Origin of the sequence: Fructilactobacillus carniphilus (assembly GCF_024029675.1) — a bacterium.
Lineage (GTDB): Bacteria > Bacillota > Bacilli > Lactobacillales > Lactobacillaceae > Fructilactobacillus > Fructilactobacillus carniphilus.
In genome coordinates, this window is sequence record NZ_CP097121.1 from 1,078,529 (window position 1) to 1,101,374 (window position 22,846).

General features: G+C 48.2%; 18 protein-coding genes, 1 pseudogene and 2 other annotated features. Of the genes and pseudogenes, 7 read left to right on the forward strand and 12 right to left on the reverse strand.

Annotated elements, in window-relative coordinates; all coding sequences use genetic code 11:
- Positions 1-462: 462 nt before the first annotated feature.
- The 4 genes from M3M37_RS05495 to M3M37_RS05510 all read right to left on the reverse strand — a co-directional run bounded on the left by M3M37_RS05495 (position 463) and on the right by M3M37_RS05510 (position 4,911).
- Positions 463-1,032, reverse strand: coding sequence for an LOG family protein (locus tag M3M37_RS05495; RefSeq protein ID WP_252795927.1), 570 nt, complete (start codon positions 1,030-1,032; stop codon positions 463-465).
- Positions 1,033-1,054: 22 nt separating this feature from the next.
- Positions 1,055-2,476 carry a basic amino acid/polyamine antiporter gene (locus M3M37_RS05500; protein WP_252794765.1) on the reverse strand — a complete coding sequence of 474 codons (1,422 nt, stop codon included), beginning with the start codon at positions 2,474-2,476 and terminating at the stop codon, positions 1,055-1,057.
- A 94-nt stretch (positions 2,477-2,570) separates the two neighbouring features.
- The gene (locus M3M37_RS05505; protein ID WP_252794766.1) at positions 2,571-3,731 is read right to left on the reverse strand and encodes a homoserine dehydrogenase; all 1,161 of its coding nucleotides are present in this window, start codon (positions 3,729-3,731) and stop codon (positions 2,571-2,573) included.
- 19 nt (positions 3,732-3,750) lie between these two features.
- Positions 3,751-4,911: a trans-sulfuration enzyme family protein gene (locus M3M37_RS05510; RefSeq protein WP_252794768.1), complete on the reverse strand. Its 1,161-nt coding sequence runs from the start codon at positions 4,909-4,911 to the stop codon at positions 3,751-3,753.
- A 59-nt stretch (positions 4,912-4,970) separates the two neighbouring features.
- Positions 4,971-5,214, reverse strand: a binding site (T-box leader).
- A gap of 476 nt (positions 5,215-5,690) precedes the next feature.
- Between M3M37_RS05510 and M3M37_RS05515 the strand changes: the two genes are divergently transcribed.
- The 4 genes and pseudogenes from M3M37_RS05515 to metF all read left to right on the forward strand — a co-directional run bounded on the left by M3M37_RS05515 (position 5,691) and on the right by metF (position 10,491).
- Complete coding sequence (locus M3M37_RS05515; protein WP_252794770.1) at positions 5,691-6,983, forward strand: O-acetylhomoserine aminocarboxypropyltransferase/cysteine synthase family protein; 1,293 nt, start codon at positions 5,691-5,693, stop codon at positions 6,981-6,983.
- A 14-nt stretch (positions 6,984-6,997) separates the two neighbouring features.
- Positions 6,998-7,804, forward strand: a complete 807-nt coding sequence (locus M3M37_RS05520; RefSeq protein WP_252794771.1) for a homoserine O-acetyltransferase/O-succinyltransferase family protein — start codon at positions 6,998-7,000, stop codon at positions 7,802-7,804.
- A 26-nt stretch (positions 7,805-7,830) separates the two neighbouring features.
- Positions 7,831-8,087 (forward strand) — a binding site (T-box leader).
- 65 nt (positions 8,088-8,152) lie between these two features.
- Positions 8,153-9,608, forward strand: a pseudogene (metE, locus tag M3M37_RS05525) (5-methyltetrahydropteroyltriglutamate--homocysteine S-methyltransferase).
- Positions 9,598-10,491 (forward strand): methylenetetrahydrofolate reductase [NAD(P)H], encoded by an 894-nt coding sequence (metF, locus tag M3M37_RS05530; RefSeq protein ID WP_252794773.1) that lies wholly within the window; start codon positions 9,598-9,600, stop codon positions 10,489-10,491. The pseudogene metE and the gene metF overlap by 11 nt, the downstream one beginning before the upstream one ends.
- A gap of 54 nt (positions 10,492-10,545) precedes the next feature.
- On the opposite strand, the gene M3M37_RS05535 is transcribed toward metF, so the two are convergent.
- The 8 genes from M3M37_RS05535 to M3M37_RS05570 all read right to left on the reverse strand — a co-directional run bounded on the left by M3M37_RS05535 (position 10,546) and on the right by M3M37_RS05570 (position 18,476).
- Positions 10,546-11,481, reverse strand: a complete 936-nt coding sequence (locus tag M3M37_RS05535) for a DMT family transporter (protein WP_252794775.1) — start codon at positions 11,479-11,481, stop codon at positions 10,546-10,548.
- Between the two features lie 20 nt (positions 11,482-11,501).
- On the reverse strand, positions 11,502-11,819 hold the full coding sequence (locus tag M3M37_RS05540) for a DUF7671 family protein (protein WP_252794776.1): 318 nt from the start codon (positions 11,817-11,819) through the stop codon (positions 11,502-11,504).
- Between the two features lie 3 nt (positions 11,820-11,822).
- On the reverse strand, positions 11,823-12,764 hold the full coding sequence (locus tag M3M37_RS05545; RefSeq protein ID WP_252794777.1) for a DMT family transporter: 942 nt from the start codon (positions 12,762-12,764) through the stop codon (positions 11,823-11,825).
- Between the two features lie 117 nt (positions 12,765-12,881).
- Positions 12,882-15,569 carry an MMPL family transporter gene (locus M3M37_RS05550; protein ID WP_252794783.1) on the reverse strand — a complete coding sequence of 896 codons (2,688 nt, stop codon included), beginning with the start codon at positions 15,567-15,569 and terminating at the stop codon, positions 12,882-12,884.
- Entirely contained in the window at positions 15,562-16,191 is a 630-nt protein-coding gene (locus M3M37_RS05555; protein ID WP_252794785.1) for a TetR/AcrR family transcriptional regulator, read from the reverse strand. Before M3M37_RS05555 ends, M3M37_RS05550 begins: the two co-directional genes overlap by 8 nt.
- Before the next feature lie 100 nt (positions 16,192-16,291).
- Positions 16,292-17,197 (reverse strand): DMT family transporter, encoded by a 906-nt coding sequence (locus M3M37_RS05560; protein WP_252794787.1) that lies wholly within the window; start codon positions 17,195-17,197, stop codon positions 16,292-16,294.
- A 6-nt stretch (positions 17,198-17,203) separates the two neighbouring features.
- Positions 17,204-18,199: a UDP-glucose 4-epimerase GalE gene (galE, locus tag M3M37_RS05565; protein ID WP_252794789.1), complete on the reverse strand. Its 996-nt coding sequence runs from the start codon at positions 18,197-18,199 to the stop codon at positions 17,204-17,206.
- A gap of 4 nt (positions 18,200-18,203) precedes the next feature.
- Positions 18,204-18,476, reverse strand: coding sequence for a GNAT family N-acetyltransferase (locus M3M37_RS05570; protein ID WP_252794790.1), 273 nt, complete (start codon positions 18,474-18,476; stop codon positions 18,204-18,206).
- 171 nt (positions 18,477-18,647) lie between these two features.
- On the opposite strand from M3M37_RS05570, the gene M3M37_RS05575 reads away from it, so the two are divergent.
- From M3M37_RS05575 to M3M37_RS05585, 3 genes are all read left to right on the forward strand, one after another.
- Entirely contained in the window at positions 18,648-20,387 is a 1,740-nt protein-coding gene (locus M3M37_RS05575; protein WP_252794792.1) for a phospho-sugar mutase, read from the forward strand.
- Positions 20,388-20,627: 240 nt separating this feature from the next.
- Positions 20,628-22,004: an AAA family ATPase gene (locus M3M37_RS05580; RefSeq protein ID WP_252794794.1), complete on the forward strand. Its 1,377-nt coding sequence runs from the start codon at positions 20,628-20,630 to the stop codon at positions 22,002-22,004.
- 74 nt (positions 22,005-22,078) lie between these two features.
- Positions 22,079-22,840: a pyrroline-5-carboxylate reductase family protein gene (locus tag M3M37_RS05585; protein WP_252794795.1), complete on the forward strand. Its 762-nt coding sequence runs from the start codon at positions 22,079-22,081 to the stop codon at positions 22,838-22,840.
- The last annotated feature ends 6 nt before the right edge of the window (positions 22,841-22,846 follow it).

The following is a 22,846-nucleotide window of genomic DNA, read 5'->3' on the forward strand; positions in this document are numbered from 1 at the left end:
TAGTGCTGGTATTAAGCTAAATGCATCAAAATGTTTATGCTTAGGCACAGTTTAATCTATAAATGTATATAATTATTAAAATAATCAATGGAGCTCATTTTTTAAAATAAGATGATGATTGAATAAAATTAAAATTCCCCCTAAAAATTAGCCAAAAACCTAATTTTTAGGGGGAATTTTTTTATAAATAAATCCAATTCAAAATTAAAACCCAGAATTAGCTCCAAAAGTTAATAATTACAGCTAAAAACTAGCTAGCCTTAAAATAATTAGCCAAACTAAAAATCGTAAGTACTAAACAGAAATATTTTTAGGATAAATTTAATAAATAGTTACACTAAGCCCTGTTGTGAAACTTTTTTGATTTAAGTAACAAAAAAGGACTTCCTCCAATTGGAAATCAGAACAAATCCTTAAAATTAATCAATATTACGTCCCGTTTATAGAGAGCGGACGATTTTTTTAATATTTACGTACCGTCGGCGGCGTGTAGTTTTTAATAAACGTCTCAATTTCAGCTAAGGAACGAGCAAAACCCAACTTGGCGTTGTCCTGGGCTGTCAAGAAATCATTGTCCACCATTTCGGCAAACATCTGTTGCAAAGGATTGTAATAACCGTTGACGTTGTACAAAACGCACGGGTTCGCATTAGCGCCGATCCGCGTCCAGGAGTAAGCTTCCGCAATCTCTTCGAGCGTCCCCGGTCCGCCGGGTAGTGCAATACAAGCATCCGCCAGTTCTAACATCCGTTGTTTACGAATCGACATGTTGGCAACCACCTGCAAATCAGACAATTCATCAAGGGCAGCGCCCCGGTCTACCAGTGTTTGGGGCATGATTCCCTGCACCTGACCGCCATCCGCCAGCACCGTTCGTGCCAATAACCCCATCAGGCCCACGCCACCTCCACCATAAACTAGCGTGAGGTGGTTTTTCACTAACCAATGCGCTAACTCCACCGTTGCGCTTTGATACGCAGGTTGATTCCCCGTTGCTGCTCCGCAGTACACGGCGACTGCTTTATTTTTCATCATCCTTCGTCCCTTCTGGTCATTAACTCAACGCTAAACGGCCGGTGATAACGGCTGCAACTGCTGCAATCGCAGCCAGCGTGATTAGACTCATCAGAATCATTTCACGTCGGGTTAATCTCCGTCCCTGTTCGTGCACCGCGCGAATGTAGAAGACAAATCCTAGTACATAGGCAATGGTACACAACCAGAGGTATTGCACTCCAGCCAGCACAATTCCCGTAATTTCAAACACGAACGCCACTAAGCCCGGCAGCATTAAGCTCACAGAATGGCGGTGCCAGCCGACCTGCACCTGAAACGCCGCTACCAGTGAATAACACACCACGATGGCTGCCGTACATAAGGAAATGGCAAAGTTATAGGCCTGCGTTGAAAATAACAGCGAGATTAAAAATAATTGCAGTAGGATTTGAGTCATCCACAAAGAGTGGGCCGGCGAATTTTTCCGGTTCATTACCCCAAACCAGTGCGGTAAGAGTCCCTTTTCGGCCATTTGAGTGGTTGCTTCGACCGGGAGCATCGTCCAGGATAACCAAGCACCAGTAATCGTAATAATTAACGAGATGCTAACTAAAGCACCCCCAACTGGTCCCATCATATCTTGCACCACATAGGTCAGCGCCGGATTACTAACGTGAGCTAATTGCGCTTGCGTCAAATATCCATAGGGAAGCATTGAAATCACGACGTTCAGCGTTAACAGCGCCAAAAAGCCAATGATGGTCGCCTTACTGGCATCGGATCGTTTGCGAGCCCGGTCTGTCATCATCGTCGCTCCTTCAATCCCAACAAAGACCCACATCATGGTAATAATGCATCCCTTAATCTGGGTGAAAATTCCACTTGCGGTGGCCGGATAGTACCGAAAATTAGTCGTGAAGTTGGCCCAGAAGTGAGCAGTAAAGACCCCGGCCTTAAACATCACGATGCCTAATAAGATGAAGGCCACCAAGGGAATCAACTTTAAAATCGTGATGATGACGTTAATCGAGGTCGCGAGTTCAATTCCATTAATCACTAGCAAAGTTAGCGCCCAGGAAATGGCGGAAGCGGTCAAAACCGCTCCAAGTGAGTTCCCACTCCGAAAACTAGGGATAAAGTAGCCAATCGCAGACATCATCATCGTCGCAAAGGCCACACTCCCGACCCAGGATGACAACCAATATCCCCAGCCCGACAGAAATCCGGCAAAGTTCCCAAAACCAGTTTGGGCGTATTCCACCATCCCATTGAGCTCTGGTTGGGTTTCATTTAGTGACTTAAAACTCCACGTGAGCCCAAAAATTCCAATTCCCACGATTAACCACGCCACTAAGGCTGGTCCGGGCGTTGAGACGGCTGCCAGCTGAGCACTAGCATTGTAGATCCCTGCCCCAATGGCCGCACTGATTACCAGCATGATGAGGCCCACGAGGGACACTCCGGGTTGTTTTTGTTTCAACTGTTCCGCTTCCTTTCACACCTGTAAAATTCCGAATAGTTTCTATTATACCGGAATTAACGACTGGGTTAAATCAGGAACAGTTGAGAACAACTTAAGCGACCGCGGCCAGCAGAACTCGTTGATCTCGAAGTTTAATTTGCCGGGCTAGTTGGTGGGCAGCCGCCGCACTAATTTGTTTAATCCAATAGTAATCAGCATCGCGTTCCACGTCATACCCAACCAAATCCTGCCGCACATCAGCGTGAGTCCGCAACACGTAGTCGCTCGTTTGCAAGTTTTGATTGACTTGTAAAAGACTCGATAGATCTTGCTGTTGGTGCCCATGAGCCAGTTCGATGTCCAATAAATCTTGAACCAGGGCATGAGCCGTAGGCAGTTGCCCGGCTCCTTGCCCCACCAAACTCAAATCTCCAATCGTTGCTTCATGCAACCGAACTTGGTTCTGGTTAGCACGGACGCTAGCTTCCGCCGCCGTCTTGGGAACCAGGGTGGGTTCAATAATCAAACTAACTTGCCCTTTCTGACAAACACTTTTTCCCATTAGTTTTAGCAATAATTGCTGCTGTTTAAAGTAGTGAATGTCAGCCGCCGTTACGTTGCGAATTCCCACTTTCAAGGTTTGCGGTCCCGGACGCAAATCCGCGTTGTAAGCTAGCGCGGCACTAATACATAACTTGTTTTCAATGTCGTCGCCGTCGATATCTGCGCTGGGATCGGCTTCCGCATAACCTAGTCGTTGCGCCTCGGACAGGACCACGTCAAACGGCGCACCACTCTCCGTCATTTCATCCAAAATAAAGTTACTGGTGCCGTTCCAGATTCCCTGCACTTCATTCACCGTATCAATGCGGAGCACTCGTTCCAAATTAGCAATCCACGGAATCCCACCGCCAACGCTGGATTCAAAGTACAAGTGCACTCCCTGCTGCTGCGCCAGTTGCTGAAACTCAGCCAGATGAAGGGCAATTACCACATTATTTGCGGTGACTACGTGCTTCTGGTGTTCTAGCGCTTCACGAATCATCGTCGCCGCGGGTTCCTCACCACCCAGGGCTTCTACCACGGCTTCAATTTCTGGGTCATGTAAAATTTGTTGGTAATCATCCGTATAGCGCGCTTCTAATTGGACCTTTTCCGGTCGAACCCAGATTGATTTCACCGTTAGTTGGTTTACGGGTTGCTTGGTTGGATTAGAAAGCAGCTTGGTTACTCCTGCTCCAACCGTTCCGTGCCCTAAGATTGCTATTTTCACGATGCTCCTCCTTGCAGTTTTATTGTTCAGCCACCGCAAAGGCCTGTTCTAAATCAGCAATTAAATCATCCGGATCCTCTAGTCCCACCGACAGACGAACCAGTTGGGGAGTAATTCCCACCTTACGCCGTTCTGCCACCGGTAATTCGGCATGCGTCATAAAGTAGGGTAGTTCAATCAAACTTTCTACGGATCCCAGGCTAACGGCCAACCAGATTAACCGCGGACTGTTAACGAACTTTTCCGCATCCACGTTGGGCTTTAATGCAAAGGTAATCACCCCGCCGTAGCCCTTTAGTTCCGTTTTCGCTACCGCATCACTTGCATCGCCCGCCTGACCCGGATAGTAAATTCGTTCAATTTGGTCGGACTTGGTTTTTAGATAGTCCAGGATTTTCTGCGCATTTTGTAAATGCCGATCCAACCGAACGGATAACGTCTTAATCCCGCGAATTACCAACGTACAGTCTTCGGGAGCTAGGATTCCACCCACCGCATTCTGCACAAACTCTAGTTGCTTACCAATCTCATCGTCATTTGTCACTACCAGTCCTGCAATCACATCAGAATGACCACCCAGGTACTTTGTGGCGGAATGAATCACCACGTCGGCTCCCAGCGTTAACGCCTGTTGTAAATACGGAGTTAAAAAGGTGTTGTCCACAATGGTGAGCACGTGATGACGTTTGGCGATTGCCGCAATTTGTTTGACACTCGTCACCTTTAGGAATGGATTATCAATCGTTTCAAAGTAAATCGCCTTGGTCTGCGGTTGGATGGCCGCTTCTACTGCCGCCAAATCCTGCGTATCAACCGCACTAAATTCAATTCCCAGCGGTTCGAGGTAGTCGTGAATCAACCGAAAGGTCCCGCCGTAAATATTGCGACTCACCACGATGTGGTCGCCCGGATGAAACAGGGTAAACACTGCGTGGATAGCCGCACTTCCAGAAGCAAAGGCGTACCCATGCTGGGCATCTTCTAACGCTGCAATCTGGTCTTCCAAGTATTCTCGGGTCGGATTCAGCGACCGGGAATAGTCATACTTATGTTTTCCAGCTACTTGCTTAAAAGCGTACGTAGTTGCTTGATAAATGGGTACGTTAACCGCCCCCGTTTGATTATCGTGAACCTGATTTAAACCCTTACCGTAAATTAATTTGGTATTAAAACCCGTCATGTTAATTTCCTCCTCGTCATCTCGATTTCGTTCCAAAAAAAATCCCGTAGTCAAATTGACTACGGGACGTTTAGACGTGGTACCACCCTGGTTTCTGCTTGCCATCACTGACAAACACTCGTTAAGTGCCGGAAAAATTCCGATACTCCTACGCAGTAACGGGCGCGCCCGAATCGAGTTTGAAAACCTCACTCGATTATTGAACTCCAAGACCATGTTCGAAACCTGCCTTACACCACCTTTCACCAGTCCGTGGCTCGCTTTGGTAATTTCAGCTTCTACTCATCTCATCAACGTTCTCAACTAAATTTTGTGGCTTGTTTTTGGTTGCTTCATACCCTACCGAGCCCCCGTAAGTTTGTCAACCACCAAATTTTTTTCTAGCACCATTTTTTCGTTGGCAGTTAATAGTAAAAAGAAATTTAACATTAAATTGCCAGCCTTTTTCCTAGTTGACAAATTCAAACGGCCGTTTTAAGCTTCAACCTAATTTCACAACGACGTTGACGAGAAGAGGAAAACCCCTCGTTGTTTAAAGGGAGCACCAGTGACTGAAACGGTGTAACAACAACGGTTTTCTAGATGAACTCTGAGTCGTGATGCCCAGCTGGCATCCGGGAGGAACCGTTATTTTCCCAGACACAATTGTGTTGTTGAGGTTTGCGTTGCAAAGCGTAAACAAAATTGGGTGGTACCACGAAGGTCTTCGTCCCATGGATTAACGTAATCCAGGGCGCAGGCCTTTTTTGTTTACCCTAAAATTTAGAGGAGGATTAATTATGACTGAACCACATTTTGAAACAAACCAGATTCACGCCGGCCAAACACTGGACCCCACGGGCGCCTGTGCTGTCCCGATTTATCAAACGACGTCTTACGTTTTCCAGGATCCCGACCAAGCGGCTCGCCGCTTTGCCTTACAAGAACCGGGTAACATTTACACCCGGCTGACTAATCCCACCACGGCCGTTTTAGAAAAACGGATTGCCGCTTTAGAAAAACGGATTGCCGCTTTAGAAAACGGAACCAGTGCGGTGGCGCTAGCCTCTGGGGCGGCAGCCATTAGTGCTGCCATCACCAACGTTGCCGGGACTGGAGACGAAATTGTGGCGGCTAGTACTCTCTACGGAGGGACCTACAACCTCTTTAACGTTACCCTCCCCAAACTCGGAATTACCACGCACTTTGTTGATTCGGATGAACCAGCCAACTTTGCCAATGCAATTACGCCCCGGACAAAGGCCCTCTACTTGGAAACCATCGGTAACCCTGATATTAATCTGAGTGACATCGAGGCTATCGCTGCCATTGCCCACCAACACGGGTTACTGTGCATTGTGGATAATACCTTTGCTTCCCCTTACCTGTACCGACCGCTTGACCATGGTGCCGACGTAGTCATTGAATCGGCAACCAAGTTTATCGGCGGCCATGGAACTAGCATGGGCGGTCTCATCGTAGAAAACGAACAGTTTGATTACCACGCAAGCAACCGTTATCCCGCTTTTGTAACTCCCGATGACCACTACCAAGGGATTGTGTACGGAGATTTAGCGGGCGCCGCCTTTACGACCAAGGTCCGGGCCGAAGAGTTACGGGACAACGGGGCTGCCCTCAGTCCCTTTAACGCCTTTTTACTGCTGCAAGGAACCGAAACCCTATCACTCCGGGTGGAACGGCACGTGCAAAACACCAGAAAACTAATCCAGTTCTTACAGAGTCGTCCGGAAGTGGCCTGGATTAAATATCCCGAATTAAGTACCAGCCCGTATCGGGACCGTGCACAACAAGACTTCCCCCGGGGCGTGGGCTCCGTCTTTACCTTTGGCTTAACCGGCGGTGAGGAAGCTGGAAAAAAGCTCATCCAAAATCTTCAGCTCTTTGCCCTGCTCGCCAACGTAGGCGACGCCAAATCGCTAATTATTCATCCGGCGTCTACCACCCACGCCCAACTTAATCATGCTGAGTTAGAGGCCGCCGGGATTAGTCCCGATTTAATCCGGGTTTCCGTCGGGATTGAAAACAGTGATGATTTAATTGCTGATTTCACCCAGGCCTTAGATCAGCTCTAGAAAGGAGGAGGACCATGGGACGCATGAACATTCTCACTGGTTACAACCAAAACACAACGACGCCACAACCAGGAGCACTCAATGTTTTGATTGTGAACCTCATGCCGAAACGAGCAGAAACGGAACACCAGTTGATTAGCGTCTTCAAGCGAACCCACCAAAACTTTAACCTGACGTTTGCTTATTTACCCCACCATCATTTCCAGCACTACGCGGCGGGGGTTAAGCAACGCTATGCCAGTTTAACGGACGTTCAAGACCAACAGTTTGACGCCCTGCTTGTCACCGGGGCGCCGGTTGATCAAAAAGCCTTTCAAGAAATCGATTACTGGGATGATTTTCAAAGCTTACTTGCGTGGCGCCGTCACCACGTCCAGACCAGCCTCTTTCTGTGCTGGGCGGCCTGGGCTGCGGGAGAGCGTGAGCACCAGTTTACGGGAAAACGTCTCGACCACAAATTGTGTGGAGTCTTTACGACGGACGGGGTTACCATGCCCCACTCCCGCTACTTCACCATTCCCCTTGCATCCGTTGAACCTGGCGTTCGCGTCCTAGCCGGCAATGACCAATTAGGCGCCGTGGTCCTCCACGCCCCCGCGCTAAATTCTTACTACGTAATGGGGCACCTTGAGTACAGCACGAACACCCTCGCCCTGGAAGAACAGCGCGATCAACAAGCGGAAAAATCAACGCCCCACCCCCAAAATTATTATCATAACGGTCGACCCGTTAATCGCTGGCAGGCAGACGCCACCCGCTTTTTTAAGCAGTGGCTCGCCTCCATTCCAGCACAAGCTTCTAAAAAAGTCCTTGACAAATAAAAAATGATTCATTAGTCTAATTAGCAACAAAGATATTGAAGAGATAAGTAAGTTTTGGCGGTAACCTAAAGAGAGTTGACATGGTGGTGAGAGTCAGCGTTGCTTAGAATCTGAAAATGGTCTCTGAATCGATTGAATCCGGTGAGTCTGTAGATGAGCCGCATTCGGGTGCGCCCGTTATCGCGTTAGAGTATCTCAATTAATTGGAATTGATGTACTTGTCGAGTGCTGGTCAGTGATGGCCAGCAGAAGCAGGGTGGTACCGCGTATCAACGTCCCGTAGTCAATTTTTGACTGCGGGATTTTTTTTATTCTTTTTTTTCGTTAATTACCTAGGAGGTACACATTATGAGTACAAGTATTATTGGGTTTCCCCGAATTGGGGCCCACCGAGAATTAAAACGCGCTACCGAAAAGTACTGGCGCCACGAACTATCGCAAGCAAAATTACTGGAGACGGCCGCTTCGCTTAAAACACAAAATTGGGACGCTCAAGAAGCAGCTGGTTTAAGCTACATCAGCGTCGGCGACTTCTCCTTCTTTGACAACCTGCTAGACACCGCGAACTTGTTCAACATCATTCCCGCTCGGTATCAGGAATTAAACCTAAATCCACTGGATCGCTACTTTGCCCAAGCGCGGGGTTACCAAACCGAAACGGAATCGGTTAAAGCCCTGCCCATGAAAAAGTGGTTCAACACCAACTACCACTACATCGTGCCTGAATTTGAACCAGAAACGGACGTCAAACTAGTAGGGACCCAGCTCTTTGACGACATTGCGGTTGCTAGTCAACACCACCACAACGATTGGTTCCTTCCCCCAAACACCGGACGTCCGGAAAAACCGGGCTGCTTACCGTCATCACGAGATTAGTAAAGCCGAGTATGATCAATTTAACCGGGCCAAAATCAAACGAATTATCGAGTGGCAGGAAAGAGTTGGTTTAGACGTTCTGGTTCACGGTGAATACGAACGTAATGACATGGTGGAATACTTTGGAGAAAACCTAGACGGCTTTGCCTTTACCCAAAACGCCTGGGTTCAATCCTACGGAACCCGGGGCGTGAAGCCTCCCATCATCTGGGGAGATGTAAGTCGGAAACGACCGATTACGGTCACGGCATCGACTTACGCACAAAGCCTCACGGATCAGCCAGTTAAGGGAATGTTAACGGGTCCGGTTACGATTTTTAACTGGTCATTCCCGCGGGAAGACATCCCCGCATCAACTTCCGTTACTCAGATTGCCCTCGCCATCCAAGACGAAGTGCTCGACCTAGAACAGCACGGCATCAAGATTATTCAAATTGACGAAGCGGCCCTCCGAGAAAAACTCCCGTTACGGCAAAGTAACTGGTACAAGGACTACCTCGACTGGGCCATTCCAGCATTCAAACTGGTTCACAGTCACGTGCAGCCGACAACCCAAATCCACACCCACATGTGTTACAGCGAGTTTAACGACATTATTCCGGCCATCGATAACATGGATGCCGACGTGATTTCGTTTGAAGCCTCCCGTTCCGACCTCTCCATTATTGATGAACTAAAAGCCAACCACTTTGAAACGGAAGTGGGCCCCGGCGTTTACGACATTCACTCGCCCCGAATTCCCAGCGTAACTGAAATTGAGCAAGTGATTCATAATATTCTTGCTAAATTACCGGCGCAAAAAGTCTGGATTAATCCTGATTGTGGTCTCAAAACTCGGAGGGAAGCTGAGGCCTTCGCCAGCGTCGAAAACATGGTCACCGCGGCTAAACAGCAACGCGCCCAGTTAGGACAAGACCATGCTGATTAACCACCTCTTCGCCCAGAAAACGGTCTTTTCTTTAGAAGTGTTCCCTCCCAAGACCGACCTCGGGCAACAAAAACTGCTCAACTCCCTGTCCGGAATCAAGGGAATTCATCCCGATTTCATTTCGGTAACGCAGGGCGCTGGCGGAAGTAACAATCAATCCATGCTCTCCTTGGCTAGTCAGATTCAAACCGACCTGCAAATCCCGGTGTTGGCACATCTCCCCGGGCTCTATCGGGATCAAAATGACGTGCGTCGCTTTCTCGCTGATTTAGATCGCTACCAGATTCACAACGTTCTTGCCCTCCGCGGTGATTATCAGCCAGGGCAAACTACTCCGAGAGTTTTCCCCCACGCGGCTGATCTAGCGAAATTCATCCAGCAAACCGGTCAATTCGACATTACCGGTGCTTGTTATCCGCAAAAACATCCGGAAGCCCCGGACCTGATTACCGACACTCTCAACTTAAAAACGAAAGTGGAAAACGGTGTCAACCACTTAATCACCCAGATGATTTTTGATAATGATCAATTTTATGCCTTTCAAGAACGGCTCCGGCTAGCTGGGATTAACGTTCCGGTGGAAGTCGGAATCATGCCCTGCACCAACCACCGGCAGATTAAGCGCATCACCGAGCTGGCTGGGATTACCATGCCCAAGAAGTTCACCGCCATGATGGACCGCTATCAGGATTGCCCCGAGGCCATGCGGGCCGCCGGAATTGCCTACGCCATCGACCAAATTGTTGATTTAGTGGCCCACGGGGTTGACGGCATCCATCTTTACACGATGAACAATCCGGAAGTCGCCCAGCAAATTTGGGCGGCAACTCACACGCTCTTTGAGGCTAATCCAGCCCCGCGCCCCCAACTAAACCATGCTTAAGTAACTAAAAAACCGTCACTCTTATGAGCGACGGTTTTTGTGTTTTATCATCATTTATTGTTTTTGTTGCGCAATGTCCTCGTGGCGTTGCGTGTACTGCAAGAGGTAAATGGCGATAATCACCATGATGGCCCCCACCACTTCGGCCAAACTCAGTGATTCCTTGAAGAAGATTACACTCAAAATAAAGGTTGAAACTGGTTGTAAGGCATCCATCAAACTGATGTTTTCTGACGAAGTGAACCGGGAAGCGTAAATCAGCGTGGAGAAGGTCAATAACGTTCCAAAGAAGATAATCCCGAGGACCCCAAGAATGGCACCGGCGCTCAACGGAGGAACATCTTTCCACACCGGATGGTTCAGGTTAAAGGCCAGGCTGGCAATCAACGTTCCCCATCCCATTACGACGATTGGGGGGTTGGTTTTACCCAGCGGCCGAGGTAAGACGACGTACAAAGCGGCCGTCACTCCGGTAACTAATCCCCATAAAAAGGAATCTAGCGGAATCGATAGCTGGCTGAGGTCTCCCTTGGTGATTGAAAGTACCACCCCAATGATGGCAATTACAAAGACCACCAGGTCCATTTTCACCGGTTTACGACGTTGAAAAATGAAGCCCCCAATCACGATGAAAAGTGGCGCCAAGTACTGCAAAATCGTGGTGGCAGCGGCGTTCCCGGTTTGAATACTAACGTAGAAGCTCCCCATGTTGGCAGCCAGTCCGAATAGTCCGTAACAAATCAGAATCCCAATCGACTTCCAACTCTTGAAAATATCAAAGATCCGACCGCGATAAATAATCGCGCTGGCCAAGATCAGGATTAACCCTGCTCCAGTGGTCCGAGCCGATAGGAACCAGGAGGCCGGAATCGATTCGTTTTGGGACACGAACTGGGTAATGACCCCTGCAATCCCCCAGGAAACAGAGGCGAGTCCCGCCAGTAAAATTCCCTTCATGTTATTACTTAACTTGCGATACCATGTAAACATTAATTTTCCCCTTATCACACTTAGTTTGCGTCTAATTGAGCCTGCGCCGTTTGCAACACATCCGCTGGCACCGACTCCGACAAAAAACGAGCCATCGGTTGGTACCGATGGCGTTTTTTAAAAGATACATCAAAGGCCGCTACGATTGCAACCCGCATTTGGTTCTCGGTCAAAAAGATTTGACCGGGCGCCTGATAGTGACCCTTGGTGTGTTTACCGATGCGCCACTCGTGCAGCTTAAACTGACCGGCTTGATCACGTTTAATCTCATACTGACCGTTAGCCGTTTGCACCACCGGAACGCCAATGAACCGTAACACCTTGTACTGCTGTGACATGGCTTACTCCATTTTCCGCGCTACTTGATCGGACTTACGCCGGTAGTATTGCAGAATGTAAATGGCAATGATGACGAGCGCTGATCCCACGATTTCCATGAAACTAATCTTGGTGTGTAAGAAGACGATACTTAAGATAAAAGTCATTACCGGTTGTACCGCATCGACCAAACTAACGTCTTCGGAGCTAGCAAAGTGCATACTGTATAACAGGCAGGCGAACGGCAACACCGTTCCAAAGATGACAATGGCGGCAATCCCAATCACACTCCCAGTCGTCAAATGTGGGACGTTTTCCCATACCGGTTGGTGCAGGTTAAAGAAGAACCCGGCAATCAAAGTTCCCCAACCAAGCACCGTCAACGGTGAATTCTTTTCCATTAACGGCCGTGGGATCACCACGTAACAAGCAGCAGTAATTCCGGAAATAATTCCCCAGAATAATGAAACGGGTGGGATGGATAATTGACTAATGTCACCCTTGGTAATCGAAAGGATTACCCCCACTAAAGCAATTACAAAGACCAGAACATCGACCTTGTTCGGGATCTTGTGCTTAAAGATAAAGCCGCCCAATAAAATAAACAAGGGCGCGAGATACTGCAAAATAGTGGCTGAAGCGGCGTTTCCCGTTTGCACACTGACGTAGAATGACAGTAAGTTTGCTCCGAGCCCAAAGATGGCGTACCCAAAGATCAATAAAATCGAGTGGACATCTCGAAAGACCCCAAAAATCTTGCCCCGGTATAAAACCGCGCTAATAAATAGCAAGATAATTCCCGAAAACAGTGTTCGAACCGACAGGAACCAGGACGCCGGGATGCTAGCGTTTTGCGAGACAAACTGGAGAATCGTTCCTGAAATTCCCCAGAACGCGGAGGCCAGTGTGGCCCACAGTATCCCCTTCATAATGTTTTGGTGTTGCACTTGTGGTTGTTTTTCCATGCTTCTTCCCCTTCAACCTTAATTTTTCCAATGTTTTTATCATACGCTTTTTTGGCATAAATTTCCGCCCCCGAAGCAGAAAAAAATAAGCCCCGCACAAGCGAGACTTATTTTTACTTATTCACCTTCGGCAGCTTCTGTCGCCTTTTCGGGATCAGGATACGTTAATTTCACCGCAGCCGACATTAAGATTGGCAGGATAATCACAAGGATTAAAAGTCCCACAATCACGGCAATGGCAACTTGAATCAGCGTCAAGACACCAGATGGCATCAAGGCTGCGAACGTTCCCCCTAGAATCAAGGCCGCGGAAAGCACCACGACTCCAATAAACTTGGAAGACTCGATGATTCGTTCGGCGGGATTAGCACCGGGAACCGTCTGGTACTTCCGCATTAAGAAGATACTGTAGTCCACTCCCAGAGCGATAATCATGATGAAGGCAAAGAACGGCGTGTTCCAAGTCAACATCGGGTGTCCCAGCACTAAACTACTAATCCAGTGGGTGACCGTCAACGAAGCAAAGTAAGCTAACAGCAACGTTCCTTCAATGTAAAGCGGTTGTAAGATTGACCGGGTCACAAAGATGAGGGCCACTAAAATTCCGATTAACATGATGACAGCGGTCCGGAAGAAGTCTCCCGAAGCAATCGTTTGCGTATCAGAAATCAGAGCACTTTGACCGTTAACGGCGACCGTGGCCTTATCAAGGTCACTCCCCTTCAAGTTTTGTTTAACTTGATTTTGGATGTCGTTAACCGTCTTCATGGCCTTTGCACTCGATGGGTTCTGGTTCAAGACCACCACAATCTTGGTGGTTTTTTCGTTTCCAGATAAGTAATTGTTAACTGCCTGTTTAAACTGATCACTGTTCATGACTTGTTCTGGAATGAAGAAGGTTTGACCGGCAGCCGAACCCTGAACGGAAGCCAGGTAGTTGTTAGCTTGTCCCACTCCGCCAGAGATTTGGCTCAGACCCTGTTGGGCTTTTTCGGTTTGGGCTTGCAAGGCCTTCAACTGTTCACCCAGCGCTTGGGCATTATTACCGATGTTTTGGGTATCGCTTGCAATTCCATTTAGCTGTCCACTCACGTTGCTTTGACTAGCTTGAGCTTGTTGCAGAGCGCCGCCAATAATTTGCAGTTGGGCTTGGTTTAACGGTGATCCCATAGACGTCGCCTTTTGTTGCATGGCAGCGACCACCTGGTCCCCGGTCATCTGGTTGCCCGCCGTGGCTTGAATCGTTTGTAACTTCTGCCCGATGGCTTGAGCAGATTCACCAATGGCTTTCAGTTGATCAGCATTAAAACCTTGCCCGTTGCCCCCGGCTTGGATTTGTTGCAATCCTTGCCCGGCTTGATTCATTTTTCCGGTTAACGTTTGTAATTGATCATTTAAGTACAGTTGTTTAATTGGTTGTCCACTTGGTTGGGTGACGGAAGCCACCGTAGCCACGTCCTTCCGACTCCGCAACTGATTCGTAACTTGATCAATCTTCATTAGGTCAGCCTGGTTCTTCAGCGAATGATCAGACTTAATGTAAATCGTGGATGGTTCGGCAGTCCCCTTGCTGAAGTGCTTTTCCACCACGTTTAATCCTTGTTTTGATGGCACACTGTTGCTTAATTCGACCGCACTATCATAACTAAGGTTCCCGTGACCAAAGGAAATGATGGGTAAGAGAACCGCTAAGACTACGATCACAGCGGGAACGGCAAACTGAACGGAGTGCTTGGATAACCAACCCCAAAGCCGGCTGTTTTGGTCTTGTTCAGCCAGGTTCTTGTTCGGCCAGTACATCTTGGCACCAAGAACGGACATAAAGAACGGATTCAAGGTTAACAGTACGAGCAGTAAGACGACTACTCCAACTGCTACAGCAAATCCAGACCGGTAGACGGAGAAGTTCGCCAAACCAAGGGCTGCAAATCCAATCAGAACGGAGATTCCACTATCAAGAATCGTCCGCCCGGCTAACTTCCGGGCTGAAACGGTTGCTTGGACGCGGTCCATCCCGTTGGCCAGGTTCTCCTTAAACTGGTCGTACAGCAGGATATTGTAATCGGTCCCGATTCCGAACAGCACCACCACGATGAAGACTTGAGTAAAGTTTGAAAGCGGGAAGTTAAAGTACTTCACAAGGTTCATGACCACGCTCAACGAGACGATGAACGAAACTCCCACGGTTAATAACGAAACCAGTGGGACGATCGGGGACCGGAAAACGATAATCAGCACAATTAAGATGAAGATTGTGGCAATAATTTCCGTTTTCTTGATTCCATCCACCATCGAGAGCCGCATGTCATCGTTTAAGACGTCCGCTCCCGTCACGTACGAGCGCACGCCGCTGACCTTCCCGCCGGACTTCAGCTTCTGGTTCATGGTTTCCACCGAATCGCGTTTGGAAACGTTCAACTGCACGATTTCGGTCGATTTATCCTTCGACAGCAGCTGTTTCTTGGCCACCGGCGTATTGGTAATCGACGTCACACTCTTAATTCCGTAATGATCGGAATTTTTCTCTAGGTGACGAATTCGTTGATCAATCCGCTGCTGTTGAGCTTTGGTAATCGGCTGTTCGCCGTTGTTATAGACCAAAACCACCTGACGGGTATTACTAATGTGATGGCCCCAGTGCTTTTGCATGTTATTGGCCACCTGACTCTGCATGTTCGCCGGGATCTTGGTCTGTCCCTTTTCGGCCTCTAGACTTCCGATGTTCGGTAAAAAGAGGATCGCGGCGAGTACGGCAATGAGCCACAATAGCGCAATGCCACTATATTTTTTTACAAACTTATTCATCGTTAGGCTCCTCCTGTTTTTTGGTCAGTGTTAGTAGTTGAAACGGGGCGGTTTGTTGCAAGTTAGCAATGATTTTGGCCACCACAGTGGGTGGTTCTGGATTCGGTTTCTTAATCCAATACACAATGATGCCCATGATTTCGTCGATAATGAATTCCCGCACGTAATCAAGCGGCACCGCTTGTTGACTGTGGATTTGATCCCCAAACTTGGTCAACGCCGCGTCCAGGTCTGCAAACACCACCTGTTTAATCCGATTTAAAAAGTACGGATCTCCCTGCTCGCCCAGTAACGCCGCGACTAAGCGTTGGTTCGCGTAGAAATTATTGAGTGTCTCTGTGATAAACGAAGCGGTTTTGGGCACTTCTCCAACGAGCCATTTCATTGCATCCGGCATAATATGATCTAAGTCAGTCTGCAGTTTTTCCAGTAAATCTGCTTCGAGCTGATTCACGAGGTCCGCCTTATCCAAATAATGGGTGTAAAACGTCCCCCGACCGATGCCAGCGGTGCGCGTAATGTCTGTCACATTCAAATTTTGAAGCCCTTTTTCGTTAATTAACGCAATTAACGCTTCCTGAATGTCCGCGACCGTACTGGTTTTGCGCGTTTGTTTGACCATCACTTGACCCCCTTCTACTTCATATCAAACTCAATTCTACTCATTTTGATTATTAAGTCAACACGGTGTTCAATTAATTTTAATAAAAAAAGCAATCTCCTTAAAATGAAGATTGCTTGCGAGCGGGAACGGCCAGAATAAAGACGGTACTTAAAATCAGTATCCCCCCGATGATTTCGGCTAAGTTAAAACTGGTATGGAAGAACCAAACTGTGAGTAACGTCGCTGACAGCGGTTCGAAGGTGTCCAGTAACCCCGCTGTGGTGGGCGAAACGTAGTGCAAACTAGACACAAAGCAGATAAAGGCCAACATTGTCCCAAAGATCACGATAAAACCGACCCCCAGCACGACGCCAACGCTTAGGTGTGGCGGATTCACCCACACGGGATGAATGCAACTAAAGATGAGGCCTCCGATTAACATCGCCCAGCCAATCACCACCAACGTGTTGTTCCGTTGGATTAACTTAACCGGCAACATTGTTTGCAGAGCACCGGCTAATGCCACCAACAGACCTAATTCAAACGCTTTAGGACTAATTGCTAGGCTGGTGAGATCCCCTTTGGTCACTAAGAGCCAAGTCCCGACCAGTGCGACTGCCACCGCAATTGCTTCGGGACGACTCGGTAACTGACGATACACAAGGGCCGTTAAAATCACAATCATCACGGTCCCCAGGCTTTGCATGATGGTGGCCGTCGCTGGATTGCTAGCCCGGACCGTGAGGAGGAAAAAATATTGGACTCCGGTTAACCCCAAGACAGAGTAGCAGATTAACGGTAACCAGGTTTGGCGCTTCCAAATGGTAAACACGGGCTGGTGTTGCACCAAGCGCACAAAGAAAAGGATTAAAATGCCAGAAACTAACATTTTAATCCCCATCAACCATTCCGTCGAAAAGTGTCGATCCTGATACAAAAATTCTGATACCGGACCTTGAATGCCCCACATCAAGGCTCCGGCAATGGCAAGCACCACTCCGAGGTATGTTCTTTTATTGGTCATTGGACATTAAGACCGATCTGAGTAGCCATTGGGATGTTTTTGCTTCCACGTCCAGGCTGTCTTAATGATGTCTTCAACGTTATCGTATTGCGGTTTCCAACCTAGTACTTCACGGGCTTTACTACTGTCCGCTACCAGCGTGTCAGGATCTCCGCCCCGTCGCGGTGCTACTTCCGCTGGAATTTCTTTCCCCGTTACCTTGCGCGCGGCTTCCAAAATTTCTCGGTTGGAAAAGCCGGTGGAAGAGCCGAGATTAAAGACGTCACTCGGATGACCTTGTTTTAAGTATTCCATTGCCAGAATGTGAGCATCCGCCAAATCTAAGATGTGAATATAATCACGAACGTTAGTGCCATCCGGAGTATCGTAGTCATCCCCAAAGATTTTTAGCTGATCTTGTTGCCCAGCGGCTACCTTTAGCACGATTGGAATCAAGTGGGTTTCTGGGTGATGATCTTCTCCAATCGAACCGTCAGCTTTGGCACCGGCGGCATTAAAGTACCGTAAGGCGACGGAGTGAATTCCGTCTGCTTGTTCCACCCATTTCATAATGTGCTCCATCATTAACTTGCTTTCACCATACGGGTTAATGGGTTCCTTCCGATCAGCTTCGTGAATCGGAATTCGTTCCGGATTACCGTAAGTAGCCGCCGTTGACGAAAAGACCACGTACTTCACGCCGGCTCGTTTCATTGCTTCTAACAACACAATCATGCCAATCACATTGTTATCAAAGTATTTCAACGGTTTCTTCATTGATTCAGGAACTAACGAGAAGGCATCCATGTGAATTACGGCTTCGATGTCTTCTTTGGCAAATAAATCGTCTAAAAAGTGGGCGTCCCGCGTATCCCCTTCATAAAAGCGCGCTTGCGGATGTACGGCGGCGCGGTGACCAGTTGAGAGATTATCCGCTACGACCACGTCGTAACCCTCACCAATCAAGCGATCTACCATGTGAGAACCGATGTAACCGGCTCCCCCAGCAACTAAAACTGCCATTTTCTTACTCCTTTACTAAATCCTGATACTGGGTAAATTTCTGGAAAAACATTTGGGCGTAGGAACAAACCGGCTTAATCCAGTAATGATGTTCTTGGGCATAATCAATTACGGCCACCATTAACTTACCGGCCACGCCTTGGCCCCGCAAACTGGGATCGACAAAGGTGTGGTTAATTGCAACCACGTTGTCAGCAATTGTAAACGTGACTTCGGCCACCATTTCTCCAGCGGGATTATTCAGATAAAACCGCCCTGGACTAGCTAAGAATTTCATTCGGTTGAACCTCCCCTGTTCATTTATTCGTATTATACCATACCTCCGATTGGCATCCGGAAAACCCAGCTAATCATTATCAGACCGGCGCTCGTTGACTATTAGCGGATTAATAACTATAATTTGGATTGAATTAATACTCTTAATCGACTTTATTGAGGAGATTACTCTATGAACAAGACGGAAATCATGGAACGGTACACGGAATGGAAAGACGCCGCCAACCTTCCTGCAGATTTAAAAAACGAACTTCAAGCAATGGCCAATGACCCGGATGCCATCGCCGATGCCTTTAGCACCTCCTTGTCCTTTGGAACGGCTGGAATGCGAGGCGTCATTGGCGCTGGAACGAACCGGATGAACATCTACACGGTTCGCCAGGCCACTGAGGGCTTAGCTAAATTAATGGAAACGTTACCAGCTGCTGACCGGGACCGTGGAGTCGTGATCAGCTTTGATCCGCGTTACAATTCCCGGCTCTTTGCCCACGAAGCTGCCCGCGTATTAGGCGCCCACGGCATTAAGAGCTACGTGTTTGATGACATCCGCCCGACCCCAGAATTGTCCTTTGCGGTCCGCCATTTACATACTTACGCGGGAATTATGATTACCGCTAGTCACAACCCGAAGCAATACAATGGTTATAAAATTTACGGTCCCGACGGTGGTCAAATGCCCCCCAAGGAATCCGACTTAATGACCACCTACGTACGTCAGGTGACCGACCTCTTTGCCATTCAGGTGGCCGCTGAAACAGAATTACGCGAACAGGACTTACTCCAAATCGTGGGTGAAGACGTCGACGTCGCTTACCTAGACCAAATTAAGACCGTCAACGTCAACCATGATTTGATTAAAACGGTCGGAAAAGATCTGAAGTTCGTCTACACCCCACTTCACGGAACCGGGAAAATCATCGCGCGACGGGCTTTATCCGACGCTGGTTTTCAAAACTACGACGTGGTGGTGGAACAAACGATTGCCGATCCAGAATTCCCGACCACGCCGTTCCCGAATCCTGAATTTCCCCAAACCTTCGACTTAGCCATTGAGTTGGGCAAGCAGGAAGACGCTGACGTTTTAATCGCTACTGATCCTGATGCAGACCGGCTGGGTGCCGCAGTGCGCCAACCAGATGGAAAGTACCAGTTAATGACTGGAAATCAAATTGCCAGTGTTTTGCTAGATTACATCTTAAAGGCCAAACAAGCCGCTAACGATTTACCGGCAGACGGGATGGTCGTTAAGTCAATCGTATCGACCGAGCTGGCTACTGACATTGCTAACCACTACGGCGTTACCATGAAAAACGTGTTGACCGGCTTTAAGTTCATTGCCGAACAGATTCAACTGGCCGAAGTTAACCACGACCACACCTTCCTGTTTGGGTTTGAAGAAAGCTTTGGGTACCTCATCAAACCGTTTGTCCGGGACAAGGATGCCATTCAATCAACCATGTTACTGGCTGAAGTGGCAGCTTACTACAAGCAACAGGGACAAACCTTGTATGACGGACTCCAATCTCTGTACCAACAATATGGTTACTTTGAAGAAGAAACCATTTCCGAAGAATTCTCCGGCTTAGACGGTCAAGAAACGATGACTAACCTCATGAAGAACTTTAGAGCTCACCCGCTATCCGAATTTAACGGTGTGGCAGTTGTGGCGCAAGAAGACTTCCAAACTTCCGTTAAGACGGCGGCTGATGGAACCGAAACTCCAATTGACCTACCGCAGTCCAACGTGTTGAAGTACTGGTTAGCTGATGGAACTTGGTTAGCCATCCGCCCCTCTGGAACCGAACCCAAGATTAAGTTCTACGTGGGAGTGAAGGCCGATTCCCAAGCCCAAGCAACCCAATGCTTAGAGAGTTACGTTGCGGCCATTAACCATGACTTACTCCAAAAATAAGAGTTAATCTAAATCGTCTGACTAGTTCTCCTAGTTGGGCGATTTTATTCTGCCCTGTTTTCGAGCAAATCCGAACAATTTAACCGCTTTCAAAGTCAAACTTTGAGAACCACTGCCCTTAATCTGTCTTCTTTCCCTGGATTGTCTGATTTTTTCGCCTTTCTTGGTTTACAATTCTGAATCTTCCTTATAAAATAAAAAGGTTAGAACCAAATCCGCCAACAGAAAGGGAGTGTAGCCATGACTTTTGAAGAATTAAAAGAATATGGTCAGCTATTCTACCGCGAAAACTACAAACTGGATCGAAACCTAGAAACCAAAGTCTTTAAAATCAACAATATCAAGTCTTACCAACGCGAACCAAACGATGCTGGAGGAACCACGGATTGGACTGACAATTTAATCCTGCTGTATAACCTCCTGCACAAGCTCTTGGGGAGTAAGTTTAGCTTCCAACTCAACTTTAAAAAACGGACGATGTCAATCTACTTCGCCATTAAAAAACCGGTTACAGTCGCAGACCTGCAAAAACAGCTGCCCTTAGTTGACGTGGTCGACATCGAAACGGACGAAGTTTCTTCGATTGCCACCATTGACATTAGCAAGTTCACCACGAACTACGGCCATGCTACTCAATTATTTGAAAAGGATCCGTACGCTGACCTCAATCTCAGCGATTTGAATAACCTCAAGGATGACCCGGCAAGTGCAACCGACAAATCAGAAAAAACGACCACTGACGATGATAGTCCCAACGATGATTTAAGCCTCAACGTCGAAACGCTTGATACGAACGTAGATGCTCTGGCTGAACTTAAAGGCCTCACTGGTTTAGAGGAAGCCAAGCAACAAATTACCGACATGGTCGCAATTGCCAAAATGAATCAATTGCGGAAGGATCACGGACTCAAAACGCCCGAGGGGATCAGTAACCACATGATTTTTACGGGGAACCCCGGAACGGGAAAAACAACGGTCGCCAAGCTTTTTGCCACGATTCTCTACCAAAACGACATCATTACTGCCAACAAGTTAGTGCTGACTGATCGATCGGACCTCGTGGGTCAATACACTGGAACCACGGCGGACCGGACCAAAAAAGTAATTCAAGCAGCTTTAGGCGGCGTGCTCTTTATCGACGAAGCCTACCAACTTTCCCACCCCGACAGTCCGACTGACTTTGGTCACGAAGCGATTGACCAGCTGATTATCGGCATGGAAAACCACCGAGAAGATTTAATTGTCATTCTGGCTGGCTATACAGACCAGATGGAAACCTTCTTAAACGACAATCCCGGACTGCGATCCCGAATCCCGAATCGGGTCCACTTTGAAGACTACACGACCGGGGAGCTGACGCAGATTATCTTAAACATGATCAACAAAGAACAAATTGTCACCCTGGAACACGACAGTTACTTTACAGAAGTCGTGACGAATTTTATTAACCAAAACAATCCGAGCGGAAACGCCCGGTGGGCCCGGAATATTTACCAGGCCATGCTCCAGGCCCAGGCCCGACGGGTAGCGTTTCAACCTCATCCGACCAAAAAAGACCTACAGACGATTACCAACGATGACGTAGACGCCGCTTTGATGGCTACCCCGACTAATTAAGCGGCCATCGTTGTCCTAACGACAAACATGCTACAATAATGGTAATTACGTTCTCACACACAAAGGAGTTGCCAATGAAAATCGGAATTTTAGGAGCCGGACACATGGGAAGTTCCATCATCCGTGGGCTTGCTAATTGCTACTCGGCTACTGATCTATTAGTAAAAGGTCATCGCGTTACTCCAGAACTGCAAGCTTTCCAACGAGAAATCGGCTTTCAGTTGCTGACGGAAAATGACTTTTCGGCGGCAGACGTCTTATTCGTTACCACGCCTGCTCCAGCTACCCAAACCATTTTACGAGCAACGAACGTTGCCAACCACACCATCATCATTTCGGCCGTGCAGGGTATTACCCCCGCGCAAATCCAAGACATTTTCCCCACTAATTCGGCTGTCTGCATCATTCCTAACATTCCGGTCGCCGTGAACGCGGGGTGCATTGCCATGACCAAGGCGGATGCTGCCACTCCTGCGGATCAGAAAACGGTTGATGAACTGTTGGCTCAACTTGGAACCATCGTGGCAGTTCCAGCCACTAACGCCGGAATTGTTGGCACCGTGGCGGGTTGTGGTCCCGCCTTTGTCGACGTTTTCATGAGTGCTTTAGCAGACGCCGCCGTTCAGAATGGTCTGGACCGAAAAACGGCCTACCAAGTGGCGGCTAGCATGGTCTTTGGAAGTGCCAAGCTCGCCTTAGAAACGGGTACTAACCCCGATGTATTAAAGGACCAGGTCACTTCTCCCGGTGGTTCCACCATTAAGGGAGTCGTGGGGCTGGATGAAAAAGGATTTCGGAATGCGGTCAACCACGCCGTGAACCAAGCCAACGGTTAAATGTTT

Coding starts and splice junctions, on each gene's coding strand:
- M3M37_RS05570 (WP_252794790.1), bottom strand. CDS start 18,476: ATGAAATTCTTAGCTAGTCCAGGGCGGTTTTATCTGAATAATCCCGCT.
- M3M37_RS05545 (WP_252794777.1), bottom strand. CDS start 12,764: ATGGAAAAACAACCACAAGTGCAACACCAAAACATTATGAAGGGGATA.
- metF (WP_252794773.1), top strand. CDS start 9,598: ATGCTGATTAACCACCTCTTCGCCCAGAAAACGGTCTTTTCTTTAGAA.
- M3M37_RS05580 (WP_252794794.1), top strand. CDS start 20,628: ATGACTTTTGAAGAATTAAAAGAATATGGTCAGCTATTCTACCGCGAA.
- M3M37_RS05510 (WP_252794768.1), bottom strand. CDS start 4,911: ATGACGGGTTTTAATACCAAATTAATTTACGGTAAGGGTTTAAATCAG.
- M3M37_RS05540 (WP_252794776.1), bottom strand. CDS start 11,819: ATGTCACAGCAGTACAAGGTGTTACGGTTCATTGGCGTTCCGGTGGTG.
- M3M37_RS05535 (WP_252794775.1), bottom strand. CDS start 11,481: ATGTTTACATGGTATCGCAAGTTAAGTAATAACATGAAGGGAATTTTA.
- M3M37_RS05495 (WP_252795927.1), bottom strand. CDS start 1,032: ATGAAAAATAAAGCAGTCGCCGTGTACTGCGGAGCAGCAACGGGGAAT.
- M3M37_RS05585 (WP_252794795.1), top strand. CDS start 22,079: ATGAAAATCGGAATTTTAGGAGCCGGACACATGGGAAGTTCCATCATC.
- M3M37_RS05550 (WP_252794783.1), bottom strand. CDS start 15,569: ATGAATAAGTTTGTAAAAAAATATAGTGGCATTGCGCTATTGTGGCTC.
- M3M37_RS05520 (WP_252794771.1), top strand. CDS start 6,998: ATGGGACGCATGAACATTCTCACTGGTTACAACCAAAACACAACGACG.
- M3M37_RS05575 (WP_252794792.1), top strand. CDS start 18,648: ATGAACAAGACGGAAATCATGGAACGGTACACGGAATGGAAAGACGCC.
- M3M37_RS05560 (WP_252794787.1), bottom strand. CDS start 17,197: ATGACCAATAAAAGAACATACCTCGGAGTGGTGCTTGCCATTGCCGGA.
- galE (WP_252794789.1), bottom strand. CDS start 18,199: ATGGCAGTTTTAGTTGCTGGGGGAGCCGGTTACATCGGTTCTCACATG.
- M3M37_RS05515 (WP_252794770.1), top strand. CDS start 5,691: ATGACTGAACCACATTTTGAAACAAACCAGATTCACGCCGGCCAAACA.
- M3M37_RS05555 (WP_252794785.1), bottom strand. CDS start 16,191: ATGGTCAAACAAACGCGCAAAACCAGTACGGTCGCGGACATTCAGGAA.